Annotated in this window: 15 protein-coding genes and 2 pseudogenes; 9 read left to right on the forward strand and 8 right to left on the reverse strand. The window is 67.5% G+C overall.

Annotated features, from left to right (window positions below; translation table 11 throughout):
• Positions 1-153: 153 nt before the first annotated feature.
• The gene (locus F1D05_RS05530) at positions 154-1,416 is read right to left on the reverse strand and encodes an MFS transporter (RefSeq protein WP_185446298.1); all 1,263 of its coding nucleotides are present in this window, start codon (positions 1,414-1,416) and stop codon (positions 154-156) included.
• On the reverse strand, positions 1,413-1,979 hold the full coding sequence (locus F1D05_RS05535) for an ArsR/SmtB family transcription factor (RefSeq protein WP_185446299.1): 567 nt from the start codon (positions 1,977-1,979) through the stop codon (positions 1,413-1,415). Before F1D05_RS05535 ends, F1D05_RS05530 begins: the two co-directional genes overlap by 4 nt.
• 407 nt (positions 1,980-2,386) lie before the next feature.
• Between F1D05_RS05535 and F1D05_RS05540 the strand changes: the two are divergent.
• The 5 genes and pseudogenes from F1D05_RS05540 (at position 2,387) to F1D05_RS05560 (ending at position 8,045) form a co-directional block, all read left to right on the forward strand.
• Positions 2,387-4,091, forward strand: a pseudogene (locus tag F1D05_RS05540) (nitrite/sulfite reductase).
• Positions 4,092-4,310: 219 nt separating this feature from the next.
• The gene (locus tag F1D05_RS05545) at positions 4,311-4,994 is read left to right on the forward strand and encodes a phosphoadenylyl-sulfate reductase (protein WP_185446300.1); all 684 of its coding nucleotides are present in this window, start codon (positions 4,311-4,313) and stop codon (positions 4,992-4,994) included.
• Positions 4,991-5,941, forward strand: a complete 951-nt coding sequence (gene cysD, locus F1D05_RS05550) for a sulfate adenylyltransferase subunit CysD (protein WP_206686086.1) — start codon at positions 4,991-4,993, stop codon at positions 5,939-5,941. Before F1D05_RS05545 ends, cysD begins: the two co-directional genes overlap by 4 nt.
• The gene (locus F1D05_RS05555) at positions 5,941-7,254 is read left to right on the forward strand and encodes a sulfate adenylyltransferase subunit 1 (RefSeq protein WP_185446301.1); all 1,314 of its coding nucleotides are present in this window, start codon (positions 5,941-5,943) and stop codon (positions 7,252-7,254) included. The genes cysD and F1D05_RS05555 overlap by 1 nt, the downstream gene beginning before the upstream one ends.
• Positions 7,251-8,045: a sirohydrochlorin chelatase gene (locus F1D05_RS05560; RefSeq protein ID WP_185446302.1), complete on the forward strand. Its 795-nt coding sequence runs from the start codon at positions 7,251-7,253 to the stop codon at positions 8,043-8,045. Before F1D05_RS05555 ends, F1D05_RS05560 begins: the two co-directional genes overlap by 4 nt.
• A gap of 128 nt (positions 8,046-8,173) precedes the next feature.
• Here the strand turns inward: F1D05_RS05560 and F1D05_RS05565 are convergent, their stop codons facing one another.
• A complete protein-coding gene (locus tag F1D05_RS05565) occupies positions 8,174-8,392 on the reverse strand; it encodes a hypothetical protein (protein WP_206686087.1) in 219 nt (72 codons plus the stop codon).
• 108 nt (positions 8,393-8,500) lie between these two features.
• Positions 8,501-9,277: an SDR family oxidoreductase gene (locus tag F1D05_RS05570; protein WP_185446303.1), complete on the reverse strand. Its 777-nt coding sequence runs from the start codon at positions 9,275-9,277 to the stop codon at positions 8,501-8,503.
• A gap of 171 nt (positions 9,278-9,448) precedes the next feature.
• Here F1D05_RS05570 and F1D05_RS05575 point away from each other — a divergent pair, with 171 nt between their 5' ends.
• Complete coding sequence (locus tag F1D05_RS05575; RefSeq protein WP_185446304.1) at positions 9,449-10,339, forward strand: helix-turn-helix transcriptional regulator; 891 nt, start codon at positions 9,449-9,451, stop codon at positions 10,337-10,339.
• Between the two features lie 128 nt (positions 10,340-10,467).
• Here F1D05_RS05575 and F1D05_RS05580 read toward each other — a convergent pair whose 3' ends face one another.
• Both F1D05_RS05580 and F1D05_RS05585 read right to left on the reverse strand, forming a co-directional pair.
• Positions 10,468-10,674 carry a Tn3 family transposase gene (locus tag F1D05_RS05580; protein WP_185446305.1) on the reverse strand — a complete coding sequence of 69 codons (207 nt, stop codon included), beginning with the start codon at positions 10,672-10,674 and terminating at the stop codon, positions 10,468-10,470.
• A gap of 783 nt (positions 10,675-11,457) precedes the next feature.
• Complete coding sequence (locus tag F1D05_RS05585) at positions 11,458-12,030, reverse strand: CGNR zinc finger domain-containing protein (RefSeq protein WP_246486450.1); 573 nt, start codon at positions 12,028-12,030, stop codon at positions 11,458-11,460.
• Positions 12,031-12,276: 246 nt separating this feature from the next.
• Between F1D05_RS05585 and F1D05_RS05590 the strand changes: the two genes are divergently transcribed.
• From F1D05_RS05590 to F1D05_RS05600, 3 genes and pseudogenes are all read left to right on the forward strand, one after another.
• Positions 12,277-13,314, forward strand: coding sequence for an MFS transporter (locus tag F1D05_RS05590; protein WP_246486451.1), 1,038 nt, complete (start codon positions 12,277-12,279; stop codon positions 13,312-13,314).
• Positions 13,315-13,327: 13 nt separating this feature from the next.
• A complete protein-coding gene (locus F1D05_RS05595; protein ID WP_185446306.1) occupies positions 13,328-13,555 on the forward strand; it encodes a ribbon-helix-helix protein, CopG family in 228 nt (75 codons plus the stop codon).
• A gap of 422 nt (positions 13,556-13,977) precedes the next feature.
• Positions 13,978-14,391 (forward strand): annotated as a pseudogene (locus tag F1D05_RS05600) (Clp protease N-terminal domain-containing protein); the annotation flags it as partial.
• Positions 14,392-14,610: 219 nt separating this feature from the next.
• Here F1D05_RS05600 and F1D05_RS05605 read toward each other — a convergent pair.
• Together F1D05_RS05605 and F1D05_RS05610 are read right to left on the reverse strand one after the other, a co-directional pair.
• Positions 14,611-15,492 (reverse strand): PPK2 family polyphosphate kinase, encoded by an 882-nt coding sequence (locus F1D05_RS05605; RefSeq protein WP_185446307.1) that lies wholly within the window; start codon positions 15,490-15,492, stop codon positions 14,611-14,613.
• Positions 15,493-15,560: 68 nt separating this feature from the next.
• Positions 15,561-16,292 carry a hypothetical protein gene (locus F1D05_RS05610; RefSeq protein ID WP_185446308.1) on the reverse strand — a complete coding sequence of 244 codons (732 nt, stop codon included), beginning with the start codon at positions 16,290-16,292 and terminating at the stop codon, positions 15,561-15,563.
• Positions 16,293-16,649 lie beyond the last annotated feature (357 nt).

Here is a 16,649-nt window from a genome sequence, read left to right on the forward strand (position 1 = left end):
GGCTTCCTGCTCGCGGTATTCGCCTGCCCAGTAAGCCGATTGACGCACCCAGCCGCCGGCCCGGCCATCCCGGACCTTCTGCGCGGCAAGCGCCAATTCGGCCGCGCCGAGCGCGAGCACACGCTAGCGACTCGCCCTCCCACCGGCAAGAGATCAGCCTGCCGCGTTGAGTCGAGCGGCCGACCAGACCATCAACAGGGCGAAGACGGCCCCGATCGCCAGACACGCGATACCAATCGAGGTGAGGCTGATGAGGAAGCCGAAGGTGGTCATCGCGACCGGCATCAGGGCTTCGTCGGAGAGGCTGGTGATGCTGCTCGTGCGGCCGAGGTACGCCGGGTCGATCGTCTGCTGGAATGCCGCCGACAACTGCGCCGACGCGAGCCCGGCAGTGAACCCGATCGTCGCCATCGCCGCGAACACGCCACCCCGAGGTACGTACCCGATCGCTGCACACCCAGCCGCCTGAAGGATCAGCACCAGCAACCCGGTCCGGGCGAGGTTCCGCGGCTTCCACCGCATCGCCAACAACGCTCCGACGGCCGCTGCGACGCCCGAGCAGGCCTGGAACAGCCCAAGCGATCCAGCTCCCCACCCTGCACTGTGAGTCCGCTGCACCAATCCGACCGCTAGCACCGGCCCGACGCACAGATTCAGCCCGAAGAACGCGATCACCAACGTGCGCGCCGAGACGGACCGGCGCAGGTACCCGAACCCTTCGCGCAGATCCGTCAGCACCGATGCGCCCGACGCTGGGGGCTGCGGCAACCGCGGCTTCACCACGGCCACCAACCCCACGGCGATCACCGCGAACGACACCGCATCCACAACCATCACCGAGGCGAGCCCGCCATGCGCCACCACCAGACCGCCGAGCGGAGCACCCACGAACACGGCCAGCCGGTTCGCCAACTGGTTGCCCGCCGCGAGTTTCACCAGGTCATCGCGCTGGACCATCCGGCGCGGCAGCGTGCCGGCCGCCGGTCCGTAGATCGCATCCACCGCGCCGAACACCACCGCCACGACAAGCAGCAAGGGCAGCGAGACGCCCCACATCCCGATGAACGCGGCTGCCAGTGACAGCACCAGGATTCGCCCGAGGTTGGCCACGATCATGGTCCGGCGCGCGTCGATCCGGTCCGCCAGCGCACCGCCGTACAGGAGGGTGAGCGCCTTCGGCAGCGCGCCAATGCCCATCACCAGGCCGGCGCCCGCAGGGGTCGTCACCTGGGCGGCGCTCCAGGCCAGTCCGATGTACCAGGCGACGTCGCCGGTCTGTGAGACCGCGTTCGAGACGATCCACCCCTGCACCCGCCGATCCCGCGACAACGGCGGAAACACCACCTCGGCCGCCCCCTCTTCAGCCGACGCCGTCTCCGCCCCGCCACTCGCTCCGGCCTCCACCTTCCCGCTCATGGCCGGGCCGGTACACCGTGCGCGAAGACGAACCCGGACTGCGCACCCGGTCCGGAATCCGGCGTCTCGACGTACTCCTGGATCAGTTCGCTGATCCGCGAACCGAGCTCGGCAAGCCGCTCCGGCGTCAGTGTGACCCAACTCTCGGTCGCGAAAGCCGCCCGCACCCAGGCCTCGTCGTACCCGGTCCGCCGGTCGAACCATTGCCGAACTTTGGCCGTGTGATGCCCGAGATTCGCCTCCTCGGCGGTAGCCGCGACCAGCTCCCCCGCCGGGTCTCCGCCGGCGTCGGCGATCGACCACGAGTACGACGCCTTGGCGCTGCGCCACCACCGCTCGCGGCGGTTCTTGGCGAGCTCGGGCGCCTCCTCGATCACGCCCGCGGCGGCCAGAACTTTCAGGTGATGACTGATGTTGCCGACCAGCTCCCCGGTCGACTCCGCCAGCCGGGACGCGGTCGCCGGGCCGTCGACCCCGAGCAGGTCGATCAGCCGGCGGCGGAGCGGGTGGTGAATCGCGGCGATCACGGAGGCATCGGCCGAACGGCGGTTGGCAGGAGTCATGACGGCGAGACTACTTTCCACAAGAAGTCTTGCGCAAGAGCTCTTGCAGATCACGATTCGAGCGCGAATCAATCTCGACCACGCTGCTAGACTTATCCATTATTTGAGATTGCGTCTCACGATGCAGGAATGGGAGTTGATTTACGGGCGAACTGAGCCGAGTCTTATCAGCATGCTCGCTGCCCGCTCGACTCATCTCGTAGGTCGGATTCACATCGACCTCGGTCGTATGCGCAGCGCCATCTGTTGTCCTTCGATGCTCTGACAGCCACCCTGCGGGCCAGTTGATGGCCCCCGATCTCTGATCACCGCTGGGTGCGCACCGCGCAGACCCGAATCGAATCGACGACGCTTCGAGCTCGCTCAGCGCGGACGCACCTGTCTCTAGCAGACAAGGACCGTTCCGGATGACTGGCGTCACCTCTGCTCCCCGCACCGATCCCCCTCGTAAGGCAGCCCGCCCGCGCAAGGGCAAGGGCGAAGGCCAGTGGGCGCTCGGCTATCGCGAGCCGCTGAACAAGAACGAAGAGAACAAGAAGAACGACGATGGCCTGAACGTCCGGGCCCGGATCGAGAACGTCTATGCGCACCGCGGGTTCGACTCGATCGACCCGGCCGATCTGCGTGGCCGGTTCCGCTGGTGGGGTCTCTACACCCAGCGCAAGCCCGGCATCGACGGCGGCAAGACCGCGACGCTGGAGCCGGAGGAGCTGGACGACAAGTACTTCATGCTCCGGGTCCGGATCGAGGGCGGCCAGCTCAGCACCGAGCAGCTCCGGGTGATCGCCGAGGTGTCCAGCACCTATGCGCGGGACACGGCCGACATCACCGACCGGCAGAACATCCAGCTGCACTGGATCCGGGTCGAGGACGTGCCCGCGATCTGGCAGAAGCTGGAGGCGGTCGGGCTGTACACGACCGAGGCCCTGCGGCGACGTACCGCGGGTGATCATCTCGAGCCCGGTCGCGGGCATCGCGGCCGACGAGATCATCGACCCGACGCCGGCCATCGACGACATCGTCGAGAAGTACATCGGCAGCAACGAGTTCTCCAACCTGCCGCGCAAGTTCAAGACCGCGATGACTGGCCACCCCTCGCACGACGTGGTGCCGGAAGTGAACGACATCAGCTTCGTCGGCGTGGTCCACCCCGAGCACGGCCCCGGCTTCGACCTCTGGGTCGGCGGCGGCCTGTCCACCACCCCGATGCTCGCTCAGCGCGTCGGTGCCTGGATCCCGCTCGACGAGGTGCACCTGGCCTGGAAGGGCGTCGTCAGCATCTTCCGCGACTACGGCTACCGCCGGCTGCGGAACCGGGCCCGGCTGAAGTACCTGATCGCCGACTGGGGCATCGAGAAGTTCCGCGAGATCCTCGAGAGCGACAAGTACCTCGGCCGCAGGCTGATCGACGGACCGTCGCCCGAGATCCCCGCGGTACAAGGCGATCACGTCGGCGTGCACCAGCAGAAGGACGGCCGGTACTACGTGGGCGTGGCTCCCGTGGTCGGCCGGGTGTCGGGCAGCTCGCTGGCGAAGGTGGCCGACGTGGTCGCGGCGCATGGGTCGAACCGGATCCGGACCACGGCGCAGCAGAAGTTCATCGTGCTCGACGTCGAGGAGTCACAGGTCGAGTCTTTGGTTGCCGAGCTCAACGATCTCGGCTACCAGGCCCGGCCGTCGGCCTGGCGGCAGAACACGATGGCCTGCACCGGGATCGAGTTCTGCAAGCTCGCGATCGTCGAGACGAAGGCCCGCGCGGCCGAGTTGATCGGCGAGCTGGAGGAGCGCATCCCCGAGCTCGACGTACCGATCACCGTCAACGTCAACGGCTGCCCGAACTCCTGCGCCCGCATCCAGGTCGCCGACATCGGCCTCAAGGGCCAGCTGGTACTAGATGCCGCCGGCAACCAGGTGCCGGGGTACCAGGTGCATCTCGGCGGCGGCCTCGGCCTGGACGCCGGCTTCGGCCGCAAGCTGCGCGGCCACAAGGTCACCTCCGACAACCTGGCCGACTACGTCGAACGCATCACCCAGAACTACCTGAAAGAGCGGTCCGAGGGCGAGCGCTTCGCCCAGTGGGTCGTCCGTGCCGATGAAGGAGCACTTCAGTGAGCGAGCGAAGCGAGTTCACCAATCAGCACAGTGCGCCTTCGTTCATCGGTGCCGCAGCGAAGCGAGGACACCGATGAGCGAGCGCGCTGCACCGTTGTACTGCCCTTACTGCGGAGACGAGGACTTGCGTCCTTCCGAAGAAGGCCATGGCGCGTGGGAGTGCCGGCCTTGTGCACGGGTCTTTCAGCTGAAGATGATCGGACTGCGGGTGACGGTGGAATGACGGACTTGAAGACACTGGCCGAAGAGGCCAACGAACGACTAGCCGACGCCTCGGCGCAGGAAGTACTGGCCTGGGCGCGGGAGACCTTCGGCGACGAACTGGTGGTCACCGCCTCGATGGCAGACGGGGCACTCCCCCACCTCGCGGCCGAGGCGGCCCCCGGTGTCGACGTTCTCTTCCTCGACACGGGCTATCACTTCGCCGAGACCATCGGTACCCGGGACGCCGTCGCGGCGACCCTGCAGATCAACCTGATCAACGCCACCCCCAAGCAGACCGTCGCCGAGCAGGACGCGACGTACGGCAAGGATCTGTTCGCCACCCAGCCCGACAAGTGCTGCGCGATGCGCAAGGTGGAGCCGCTGAACCGGGTCCTCTCGGGCTACAAGGCCTGGGTCACCGGCGTACGCCGGGAGGAGGCGCCGACCCGCGCCAACACCCAGGTCGTCGAGTACGACGAGAAGCGCGACATGGTGAAGCTGAACCCGCTCGCACCGTGGACGCAGGACGACCTCGACGGCTACATCTCCGACAACGGCGTACTGGTGAATCTCCTGCAGTACGACGGTTACCCGTCGATCGGCTGCGCGCCCTGCACGAAGCAGGTGGCACCCGGTGAGGATCCGCGCAGCGGTCGCTGGGCCGGCCAGGGCAAGATCGAATGCGGGTTGCACGTATGACGGCGACGATCGAGGCGAATGAGGCTCCCGTGACGGCAGCGACCACCCCGACCACCACTGTGACCGAGTTGGACGCGCTGGAGAGCGAGTCGATCTTCGTCTTTCGTGAGGTGGCCGCCGAGTTCGAGCGGCCGGTGATCCTGTTCTCGGGCGGCAAGGACTCCATCGTCATGCTGCACCTGGCGCGGAAGGCGTTCGCGCCGGCGCCGGTGCCGTTCACGCTGCTGCACGTCGACACCGGCCACAACTTCCCCGAAGTACTGGCCTACCGCGACTCCGTCGTCGAGACGCTGGGCCTGCGGCTCGAGGTCGCCCAGGTCGAGGACTACCTCGCCGACGGGCGGCTGCGGGAGCGCGCGGACGGGACCCGGAACCAGCTGCAGACCGTTCCGTTGCTCGACGCGATCAACTCGCACCGGTTCGACGCCGTCTTCGGCGGCGGCCGCCGCGACGAGGAGCGCGCCCGCGCCAAGGAGCGGATCTTCAGCCTGCGCGACGAGTTCGGTCAGTGGGACCCGCGCAACCAGCGGCCCGAGCTGTGGTCGCTCTACAACGGCAAGCACCGGCCGGGCGAGCACGTCCGGGTGTTCCCGCTGTCCAACTGGACCGAGCTGGACATCTGGAACTACATCGAGCGCGAAGAGATCGCTCTCCCGAGCATCTACTACGCCCACGAGCGGGACGTCTTCGAGCGTGACGGCATGTTGCTTGCCGTCGGCCCCTACTCCCAGCCGCGCGACGGCGAGACGGTCGGCAGTCGCGTCGTCCGTTACCGGACCGTCGGCGACATGTCCTGCACCGGAGCAGTAGCCAGTACCGCGGTGACGGCTGCTGAGGTCGTCGTCGAGGTCGCGGCGAGCGAGATCACCGAGCGCGGCGCCACCCGGGCCGACGATCGCGCCAGCGAGGCAGCGATGGAAGACCGCAAGCGGGAGGGGTACTTCTGATGGGTACGACGGAGCACACCCTTCTCCGGCTGGCCACGGCCGGCTCGGTGGACGACGGCAAGTCGACGCTGGTCGGCCGGCTGCTGCACGACTGCAAGGCCATCCTGGCCGACCAGATCGCGCACGTTCAGACCGTGTCCGCAGCGCGCGGCGGCGACTTCGACTTCGCGCTGCTGACCGACGGCCTGCGGGCCGAGCGGGAGCAGGGCATCACGATCGACGTCGCCTACCGGTACTTCGCGACCGACAAGCGCTCGTTCATCCTGGCCGACTGCCCGGGACACGTGCAGTACACCCGGAACACCGTCACCGGCGCCTCGACCGCGGACGTCGTGATCATCCTGGTCGACGCGCGGCACGGCGTACTGGAGCAGACCCGGCGGCACCTCGCCGTCGCGGGGCTGCTACGGGTGCCGCACGTGGTACTGGCGGTGAACAAGATCGACCTGGTCGGCTACGACGAGGCGATCTTCCAGGGAATCGCGAAGGACGTCTCGCAGCTCGCCGACCAGCTGGGCATCGCCGACGTGCAGGCGATTCCGGTGTCGGCGCTGATCGGGGACAACATCGTGGAGCCCTCGGCCTCGACCAGCTGGTACGCGGGTCCGACGCTGCTGGAGTTCCTGGAGAGCGCTTCCGGGCGATCCGACGCGTCCGCCCAGCCGCTGCGCTTCCCGGTCCAGTACGTGATCCGGCCGCAGACCGACAACGAGTACCGCGACTACCGCGGCTACACCGGAACCGTTGCCTCCGGCACCGTTTCTGTCGGCGACCAGGTGATCGTGCTGCCGGCGGGCCGGCGTACGTCGGTCGCCGGGATCGACCGGGCCGTCATCAGCGCGACCACCACCGCGGTCGCCGAGCGGCCGTCCGCGGTCGCCGGTGAAGCCGTCACCGTCCGGCTCACGGACGACCTCGACGTCGCCCGCGGTTCGGTCATCGTCTCGGCCGACTCCTCCCCCGGCACCCGCCGGGAACTGTCCGCCACGGTGTGCTGGCTGTCCGACCGTCCGCTGTCCGTGGGCGCCCGGCTGCTGATCAAGCACACCACCACCACCGCTCAGGCGATCGTCACCAAGATCTCCGGAGTGCTCGACCTCACGGCGTTGGAATTCACTGGGCTCGGAGTCATCGACGCCACCGGGCTGGATCTGAACGACATCGGCAAGGTGCAGCTCAAGGTCGCCGCACCGCTGGCCGCCGATCCGTACTCCAGCAACAACATCACTGGATCCTTCCTGCTGATCGACGCCCACGACGGGTGGACGTTGGCGGCAGGCATGATCGACGACGAAGAAGGGGAACTGCTGTGACTGCTCCAGCTCTCGTGATCCTCGCCCACGGCAGCCGCGATCCGCGCTCGGCCGCCACCGTCCACTCGCTCGTGAGCTGCCTTCGCGAGATGCGGGACGACCTGCGGATCGAAGCCTCCTTCCTCGACCACTGCCCGCCCACGCCGTACCAGGTGATCGACCGGCTCGCCTCCGAGGGCGTCGAAGAGGTCGTGATCCTCCCGCTGCTGCTGTCGTCCGCGTTCCACGCCCGCGTCGACGTACCGGCCGTGGTCGACGAGGCTCGCAGCCGCTTCCCGGACCTGCGCATCATCGCCTCCGATGTCCTCGGGTACGACGAGTCGCTGCTCGACGTTCTCGACCGGCGGATGCGCGCCGAGCTCAAGGACGGTCGCGTGCGAGAGCTGGACGCGCTCGTACTGGCTTGCGCCGGATCCAGCGACACCCAGGCGAACGCGGCCGTCGCACGGCTTGCGAGGCTCTGGGGCCAGCGGCACAAGCTGCCGGTCGTCGCTGCCTTCACCACAGCGGCCACGCCTTCGCCAGCAGAAGCTGTTCTGCAGTGGCGGCTGGAAGGTCGTCGCCACGTGGCGGTCGGCTCGTTCTTCCTCGCCCCGGGCACACTCCCGGACCGCGCCGAAGAGACCGCCCGCAAGGCCGGAGCAGTCGCGGTCTCCCGCCCCCTTGGCGTGAGCGCCGAGGTAGCCAGACTGGCTCTCCTCCGCTACGGCGTAGCCGGCCTAGACCTACTAACCCTCGAGCCGGCCCCCCGCCCGGTCCTGATGCGCCCAGAACTGGTCCGCACCGCCTGATCCGTACTCCGCCCGGGTTCGCTTGGTTCGACCTGGTGCTCGCCGTCGGCTCGTCACTCCGTCCGGAGCGGTGACCTGAACGCGGCGAGAGCGCTTTCTGGCGTTCTCGCCGCGTTCTCTGTCTAGTACTACGGCCGTAGTTGGCCCTGTTCTCGTATGTACGTCTGGGTCTTCTCGTGTTCGGCCAGCGCCCGGTAGATGCTGGAGAGGCTGGGGTTCTGCCCCTTGCGCCTGCCGGTGGGGATGAGCAGGTCTGGTTGGATCTGCTCGACGGTCTCTCCGCCGTGCGGCGGCGGAGTACGTGCGTACGGCGCGGCACCCGGTGGCTGTGCCACCAGGTGCCGCATACCGGCGAGCGCGCGGGCTCTCGTGGCCGTCCCGAAGGCAGGTGCCGATCGGGTCACGGGTACGCCGGGGTGGGCTGGCCGGGCGGCCCCGGCGAGGGGTGTGTGGGGTCAGTTGGGCTGTGCGGTCGGCATGATCGTGACCTGCTGGAGGTTGACGTGCGGGGGCAGGGTGGCGATGAATCCGATGGTCTCGGCGATGTCGTGGGGGGTGAGCCACTGCATCGACTCCTTGGAGGCCTCCAGCCAGTCCAGGGCGCCCTGGTCGGTGACGTGGCTCTGCAGTTCGGTGCCGACGATGCCGGGCTCGATGGTCGACACTCGGACGTTCTTCGCGCCCAGCTCGACGCGCAGATGGCGCGAGAGGTGGGTGACGTACGCCTTGGTGCCGGAGTACACGGCGAAGTTAGGGAAGATGTTCTGCGCCGCGATGGATGAGGTGTTGATCAGGTCGGCGACGCCGCGCTTCTGGCCGACGCTCACCAGTTGCGGGGTGAAGGCGCCGATGACGTTCATCAGGCCGGCGATGTTCAGGTCGATCTGGTGCTGCCACTGGCCGGTGGCCAGTTCCTCGATCGGGGCGGGCAGCATGACGCCGGCGTTGTTGAACAGCAGGTCGGCGCCGCCCAGCTCGGTCTCGACGCGGTCGGCCGCGGCCCGGACGGCCGTGGTGTCGGTGACGTCGGCAGCGATGGCGACGGCGGTGCCGCCGTTCTTAGCGATCCGCTCGACCAGGTCCTGCAGCTTGTCGGCGCGGCGGGCCAGGACGACGACGCGAGCGCCGAGTGAGGCGAGCTTCTCGGCGGCGGCCTCACCGATGCCGCTGGAGGCACCAGTGACCACGGCGACGCGGCCTTGGAGCGGGGTGGTGGAAGTGAGGGTGGACACGATTTGCCTCCGTTGGGCATCGGGGGTGGGCGCCGAGTGGATCTCGGTACGCTCTCCATCACAACAGCCCGGTGCCCTGCCCGCGCGGCCATAGCTGGCCCTGTCCCGGCTGGTACTGGCAGGGCCACCCTAGGGCGGGCGGTCCGGTCGCGCCGTGGTCACACTGGGGGTATGGATCGCAGCAAGGAGATCGCTGGCTTTCTCCGCACCCGTCGGGCCGCTGTCAGCCCGGAACAGGCCGGGGTCGACTTGGACGGCCGCGTCCGGCGGGTGCCGGGGCTGCGCCGGGACGAGGTGGCAAGGCTGGCTGGGATGAGCACCGAGTACTACACGCGACTGGAGCAGGGACGGTCGGGGAACCCGTCGCCTGAGATCGTCGAGGCGCTGTCGCGGGCCCTGCGACTGGACGCCTCGGAGCGCGAGCACCTCGGCGACCTGCTGCTGGCCCGCCGCGGCGCGGTGGGCCGCGGCCCGCAGCGGCCCCAGCGGGTACGGCCGGGGTTGTTCTTGATGCTGGAGACGCTCGGCCACGTGCCGGCGTTCATCCTGGGCCGGCGCACCGACGTGCTGGCTTCCAACCACCTGGCCCGCGCGGTGCTCACCGACTTCGAGGCGCTGCCCGCCCTGCGCCGGAATCTGGCCCGCTACTACCTGCTGGACCCGCAGGCACGCGAGCGGGTCGGGGACTGGGAGCGGATCGCCGCCGAGACCGTGGCGATCCTGCGCCTGGAGGCCGGCCGCTACCCCAACGACCGGCAGCTGGCCGACCTGGTCGGCGAACTCACGCTGCTTTCGCCGGAGTTTTCCGGCTGGTGGAACGACCACAAGGTGCTGCGCCGCACCCACGGGGAAAAGCACTACGCACACCCGCTGGTCGGAGAGATGGACTTCGCCTACGAGTCCTTCCAGATCCCCGGCGACACCGAGCAGACCCTGTGCGTCTACAACGTCGAGCCGCAGTCGCCGACCGCTGAAGCAGTACGGCTGCTGCGCAGCTGGGCCTCCCCACCGGCAGTACCCGACCCGGCCGCGGAGCCCACCGGCCGGGGCGACGCCGTGTAGAGCCGCCTCATCCCGGGCGGCAAAGGTGGCGTTCACCAGCTTGCGCAGGGCCGCGCGCATGTTGGCCCGGTTGACGAACAGGTGCCGCACCCTGCGCGGCGTCGCCTCCGACTCGCCGTGCTTGCCGGTCACCGCGACCCGTTTGATCCCATATTCGTGCCCAGGCCGAACAGGACCAGCAGCAGCCGGCGCCACAGCACGTCCTTCGACAGCGTCTCCCTGGTGGCCACCGAGGTGAACTCCTCGATGAAGCCGGTGTCGAACTCGGCGTACTTCAGGATGTCCAGCCGGTCGATGGTGCCCCAGCGCCGCTCGATCTCGCCTTTGATCGCCACCAGCGACTCCGGCTCTGTAGCTATACGAGAACAGGGCCTGGTTGGTGATGGTGGGGTGCTCCACCGCTCGCGGTCGGCCAGAACTTGGGGGCTTGAACACCAAACCGGGACTGCGGACATGAAATGACCTGTTCACCGTCCAGGTTTGGTGTTCAAGGTCCCCATTTCTGGCCGGCTCCGGGCACCCGAGATTGCTCCGCCGCCAGGATCGAGACCGGACATCACGACCTACGGCAGCAGTACTAGCCCAAGGCCGGTTAGTTGAGGCGGGCCTCTCGCTGGCAGGCGGTGATTGGGCGGGAGCGGGTCTGGTGGCGTGGGTGTACACCGCCGCGGCCCTCGCGATGCACGCTCGACCTACCGGATCGACCTGCCGGCCGCGTCCTATCGGATCGCCTCGCGGGTTTTCCGGCCGGATTTCGGCGAGTCGAGCCGGTAAGTCGAACGTTCACCGCGAGTCGAGCCGGTAAGTGAGCAAAAGGATTCCGCGAGCCGAGCCGATAGGTGCGGTCGCGGCATCGGTGCAGCGGACCCGACCGCGCCCGGGTCGACGCCCAAGACCTGGCGCTACCTCGTCCACCAACTGCCAGAACGCGGCTCTATGGAGCTGAACCCTCCCAGATCGGGCGAGCAAAGTTCCCCGAAGCAACCTCCTCCCCCTTTCCCCCTCCACACCTCGACAGGCGACCGCTTTGGGGAGCTCTACCAGCTAGACCGGGCGGGTTCAGCTCCCCAACCGCTACTTGTCAGCGAGAGCCTCGCCTTAGCTGGCTGGCCTTTCCCCTAGCCCGCCTGCTGCCGGGCGCGATGCGCGGCCGCCTTTACTCTGCTCTGGCACTGCGGCGAGCAGAACCGCCGCCTGCTGTTCTTCGACTCGTCGACGAACACACGATCGCAGTACGGCGCCGCGCACACCCCAAGTCGTCCAGCCAGATCGCTGCCGAGCGCAATCGCCAACCCCGCCGCCCAGCCCGCAGCCCACCCCCTCGCCAAGGTGTCATCAGGCCCGTGGAAATGCAGATTCCACAACTCACCGGCCTTGTCGAGCTGCGGCCTCGCATCCGTATCGATCAGCAACGCGTTGACGCCCTTGGCGGCCCGATCCAGGTCACCGGCATGCGCTGCCTCGAAAACCTCCCGCATCCGGACCGCGACCGCGACGAGCACCTCAGCATCCGCCGCGCTCACCTCCGGACGACTTCGCCCGTCCGCAGAGAGCGCTTCCGCAACAGCCGCAGCCTTTCCCGCACCCGTCGGAGCTTCGAACGGCTGACCCAGCGCATGACCGCCCGTCAACCGGTTCACAGCGTCGACCGAAGTCGTCAGCACACTCAACACGTGACTATCGAACTTCACTTGACCAGTCACTCCCTCGAAACCTAAGCTCGCTCTTGCGTGACCAACTATATCCATTTCACCAGTCACGCCAAGGGAGCGACATGTCCATTGCCATACCCGCCACCTGGCGAACCTTGCCAACCACCGTCCGGATCCTGGTGATCGCGCGGGCCGTGAACCGGCTCGGCGCCTTCACCCTCACCTTCCTCGCCGTGGTGCTGACGGTCGAGCTGGGCGCCACGGTCGCTCAGGGCCGGACTGGTGATGGCGTCGTTCGGGGTGGCGACCATCCCGTCCCGGATCTTCGGCGGCCAACTGGCCGACCACTTCGGGCGGAAACGAACGATCATCCTCGGCCTGACCGGCTGCGCGATCGGCCAGACCTGGATCGCACTCGCGAGCACGCTCTGGTCGGCAGTTCTGGGCGCGATCCTGCTCGGATTGATGTTCGAGATCTACGAGCCGCCGAGCCAGGCGGTCATCGCCGACGTGACCAGCCCGGAGGACCGGCCCACGGCGTACGGGTTCCTCGGCGCCGCCATGTCAGCGGCGGCCGTCGGAGCCGGCGTACTCGCCGCCGCTGTCAGCCACTGGGATCTCCGCTGGCTCTTCGCCATCGACGCCGCCAGTTGCTTGGCCTGCGCTCTGCTACTCGCCTTCGCCCTGCCCACGGATCATCATTCCTACCGCGACTCCGCGCCGACGAACCGCGCGGAAGGCTGGCGCGATCCCCGCCTCCTCCTTTTGCTTGCCGTAGGCACCATTTCCGCAACGCTCTTCATGACACTGATGCTCGGCCTCCCCCTCACCCTGCTCGACCGCCACCAACCGAGCTCGGCGATCGGCCTCCTCCTGGCGATCTCAGCCCTCATCCTGATCGCGGCCCAACCGCTCCAACGCACTCGACGGGTCAGAGAATTCGGCAGCTTCGAGGCCATGAGAGTCGGCTACCTCCTTCTGGCGGCAGGTCTCCTCATCAACGCCTTCGCCACCAACCTGCCCGTCTTCATCGCCGCCGCCGTGCTCTGGAGTCTTGGCGACCTACTTCTGCTGAGCCGGGCATTCACCATCGTCACTGACCTCGCTCCCGACCACGCCCGCGGCCGCTACCTCGCCATCTACGGCCTCAGTTGGGGCATCGCCACCACGATCGCCCCACTCATCGCCACCCAACTCCTCGCACATGCCGGCCCGACTCCCCTCTGGCTCATCTGCAGCGCCGCCGCCCTCTTCCTGGCCGCGATCCAGCCCACGCTCCGCCGCCGGATCACCCGAGCACCTGGCAAGGCTTTGATATCGTGATATCTTGTTATCCATGGTCAAGGGAGCGACGAAGAACATCCTGTTGCGGTTGGAGCCGGAGTTGGCCGAGCGACTGCAAGTGATCGCCGAGGTCGAGGGCCGATCCGTCTCGGACGTTGCCAGGGAGGCCATTGCCGCCCTGGTGGAGGGACGCCGGAACGACCGGCAGTTCAGCCGGCTACTGGAAGACAACCTGTCCCGGCACGAGCAGTCCTTGCGCCGCCTCCGCGCGGACGACTGATGGACCACCTCGACCGGTACGACGTACTCGCGGTCGCGGCCCGGGTCTGGCGGGTCGACGCGCTCACCGCGATTCGCCGTACGGATCTCGAAGTGGTCCAGCGAGGTCTGGCGGCGGCGCAGCCGGCGTACGGACTCTCGGATGCGCTGGCCGCGATGCTCGAGGTATATGTCCGCGAGCGGCCGTTCGAGGGCGGCAATCGCGTCGTCTCGCTGGCGGTGCTCCTGCAGTTCGCCGGGCTGAACGGCTGCGATCTCGAGCTCGAACCCGTCGAGCTACTCGACGACCAGCTCGACCGTATCGCCGAAGGCCGGGCTGCCGGGCAGGAGGTCGTCGAACTGCTCCGCAAGAGGCTCCGGCCTCGACAACTTGTCGTCTCGACCTTCGGCGATGGCGACCAGCTCTACTCAGAGGAGGGCAGCATGTTCGAGAAATTCAGTGAGCGGGCGCGCCGGGTGATGGTCCTGGCCCAGGAGGAGGCGAGAGGGCTCGAGCACAACTACATCGGCACCGAACACGTCCTGATCGCGATCCTCGAAGAGGGCGGTGGGGTGGCGGCCAAGGCGCTTGCCAACCTCAACATCTCCGCCACAGCCGGCCGGGCGACCGTCCTGGAGATCGTCGGCTGCGGTGAGAAATCGCAGGCCGGCCACATCCCGTTCACGCCACGCTGCAAGCGGGTGCTCGAATACAGCCTGCGCGAGGCCTTGCAGCTCGGGGACAACTACATCGGCACCGAGCATGTCCTGCTCGGCATCATTCAAGACGGCGATGGCGTCGCCGCGCAGGCACTGGTCAAGCTCGGCGCCGATCTTCCGAAGCTTCGCCAACTGGTGTGCAACCGACACCGCTCCGAGCTGGCCGTCTCCGAGTTCCTGGCCGGCGACGGTGAGCCTTTCGCCCCGAAGATGCCCGGACGTAAGCATCATCTGCTCAGCGAACTGGAGAGCCTGCTCGCCGAGAACGATCATCTGTACGAACAGGTCCGCCGCCTCCGCGAAAAGCTCCGTCGACACGACATCGACCCGGACGGCTAGCCCGCAGTACCGGGCCGATCAGGTGGCGGCGAGGCGCTTCTTCTCGGCGTCGGCGTCGAAGTCCGGGGCCGGCCACTGGGGGTCGAGGCCCTTGAGCGTCTCCAGGAGCAGGGTGGTGACGGCCCAGTTGCGGTACCACTTGCGGTCGCTGGGAATCACATACCAGGGCGCTTCGGGGATGTTGCAGTTCTCCAGCGCCGCTTGGTAGGCCTCGGCGTACGCCGGCCAATGCTCGCGCTCGTCGACGTCGCCCGGGTTGTACTTCCAGTACTTCGTCGAGTCGTCCAGGCGGGCCTCGAGCCGCTCCCTCTGCTGGTCCGCCGAGATGTGCAGGAAGCACTTGACGATGGTGACACCGCTGGCCGTGAGCTCGGCCTCGAACTCGTTGATCTGCTCGTACCGGCGGTTCCAGACCGGCGGGGCGACCAGGTTGCGCACCCGGGCGATCAGCACATCCTCGTAGTGCGACCGGTCGAAGATCCCGATCACGCCCGGGGCGGGCAGGGCCTGCCGGATCCGCCAGAGGAATCCGCGCCGCTTCTCGGCCGGCGTAGGCGCCTTGAACGAGGTGATCCGCAAACCCTGCGGATCCATCAGCCCCGCGCCATGCCGGATGACGCCGCCCTTGCCGGACGTGTCCATCCCCTGCAGGACCAGCAGAATCCGGCGCTCGCCGCCCTTACGCCCCTCGGCGTACAGGCGCTCCTGCCAGTCGGAGACCTCCGCGCCCAGCTCCTCGAGCGCGACCTTGCCGTCATCCTTGCTACCGGAGAACCCGGTGGTGGCGCGGGTGTCGTAGGCGCTCAGGTCGACCGCACCCGGCGGGACCCGCAGCTCGTCCAGCAACTTCCCGGTCGGTACCTCGACCTGGTCCGCCTTGCCACTCTTCTTCTTCGCCATTCACACATCCTGCCCCATCCCCACCGAAGAACCGATGAGGACAGGGCAGGACTTCAGCACGTACTACGTCAGCGGGTGGTGACAGCGCTGCCGAGATCCCAGCTGATGGAGGTCGAGTACAGCGAGAACCGGTAGTCCCGGGTCTTGCTGTACCGGTAAGCCATCGTGACCTCACCCTTGGAGTTGGTGTAAACCGACTTCAGCGTCTGCCACGTGGTGCTCCCCTGCTCACGGAACTGGAACACACCGCCCGCCGAACGCTTGAAGTAGCTGTTGGTGGTGACCGAGTAGAGCAGCGAGGTGCCCTTCAGGGTGACGACGTCCGCCGTGCGTGACGACGAGATCCACGCGCCGGCCGCCAGCTTGACGGTGATCGGCACGTTGTTCTGCGTGTTCTGTGAGCCGTCGGCGTTGAAGCTGCCGCGGCCCTGCCACGTCTGGTTGCCCAGCGGGTCCTCGTCGAGGAACGCGTAAGTACCGTTGCCGTCCGGATCACTCGAGTCGAACAGGATGCTCTGAACGTCACCCCTGCTGGGGTGGTTCAGGTTCCACAGCGAACTGCTGCCCGCGATGGCGCAGGGGCCGCTGACCTTGGCCTTGAGGACGAGGACGTCCCTGCCGATGGCGATCCGGTTCGGCACTGACAGGGCGCACGAACCGGCAACCTGAGCATTTGCCTTGCCGCTCTGCATGGCCTTGATCCGCGGCGGGACCACCGGGTCTGCGGCCGATGCGGTCAGCGGAAGCAGCGCGGCGATTCCAACCGCTGCCACCACTGTCGCTAGGGTACGACGAATCATTCGGTAACTCCTTGGTGTCATGCATTTGATGGCGCTGGGACCCCCCTCAGCACCAGCTTCGCGCGGAGCCTACCGGCTAGGAGGTCTATACCGTTCATCCATTGCACCAACCTGCAAACACCACAACAATCTGCGACCCAGTCGCACCTCTACGTCACGAAACCTCAAGATTCCAAGGGTTTTTCACCCAGCAATCATCGGGTTGTAACGGCGCTGCCCAGGTCCCGACTGATAGCGGTGGAGTAGAGGGAGAAGCGGTAGTCGCGGACCGGACTATAGGTGTAGGCCATCGTCACCTCGCCGGCAGAGTTGGTGGTGACAGCCTTGAGGTTTTCTAGGTCGTCGTCCCCTTCAAAG

The sequence above is a fragment of the Kribbella qitaiheensis genome (assembly GCF_014217565.1).
In the GTDB taxonomy this organism is placed as follows: domain Bacteria; phylum Actinomycetota; class Actinomycetes; order Propionibacteriales; family Kribbellaceae; genus Kribbella; species Kribbella qitaiheensis_A.

Coding starts and splice junctions, on each gene's coding strand:
- F1D05_RS05605 (WP_185446307.1), bottom strand. CDS start 15,492: ATGGCGAAGAAGAAGAGTGGCAAGGCGGACCAGGTCGAGGTACCGACC.
- F1D05_RS05595 (WP_185446306.1), top strand. CDS start 13,328: ATGGTCAAGGGAGCGACGAAGAACATCCTGTTGCGGTTGGAGCCGGAG.
- F1D05_RS05610 (WP_185446308.1), bottom strand. CDS start 16,292: ATGATTCGTCGTACCCTAGCGACAGTGGTGGCAGCGGTTGGAATCGCC.
- F1D05_RS05530 (WP_185446298.1), bottom strand. CDS start 1,416: ATGAGCGGGAAGGTGGAGGCCGGAGCGAGTGGCGGGGCGGAGACGGCG.
- F1D05_RS05545 (WP_185446300.1), top strand. CDS start 4,311: ATGACGGACTTGAAGACACTGGCCGAAGAGGCCAACGAACGACTAGCC.
- cysD (WP_206686086.1), top strand. CDS start 4,991: ATGACGGCGACGATCGAGGCGAATGAGGCTCCCGTGACGGCAGCGACC.
- F1D05_RS05555 (WP_185446301.1), top strand. CDS start 5,941: ATGGGTACGACGGAGCACACCCTTCTCCGGCTGGCCACGGCCGGCTCG.
- F1D05_RS05535 (WP_185446299.1), bottom strand. CDS start 1,979: ATGACTCCTGCCAACCGCCGTTCGGCCGATGCCTCCGTGATCGCCGCG.
- F1D05_RS05590 (WP_246486451.1), top strand. CDS start 12,277: ATGGCGTCGTTCGGGGTGGCGACCATCCCGTCCCGGATCTTCGGCGGC.
- F1D05_RS05575 (WP_185446304.1), top strand. CDS start 9,449: ATGGATCGCAGCAAGGAGATCGCTGGCTTTCTCCGCACCCGTCGGGCC.
- F1D05_RS05565 (WP_206686087.1), bottom strand. CDS start 8,392: ATGCGGCACCTGGTGGCACAGCCACCGGGTGCCGCGCCGTACGCACGT.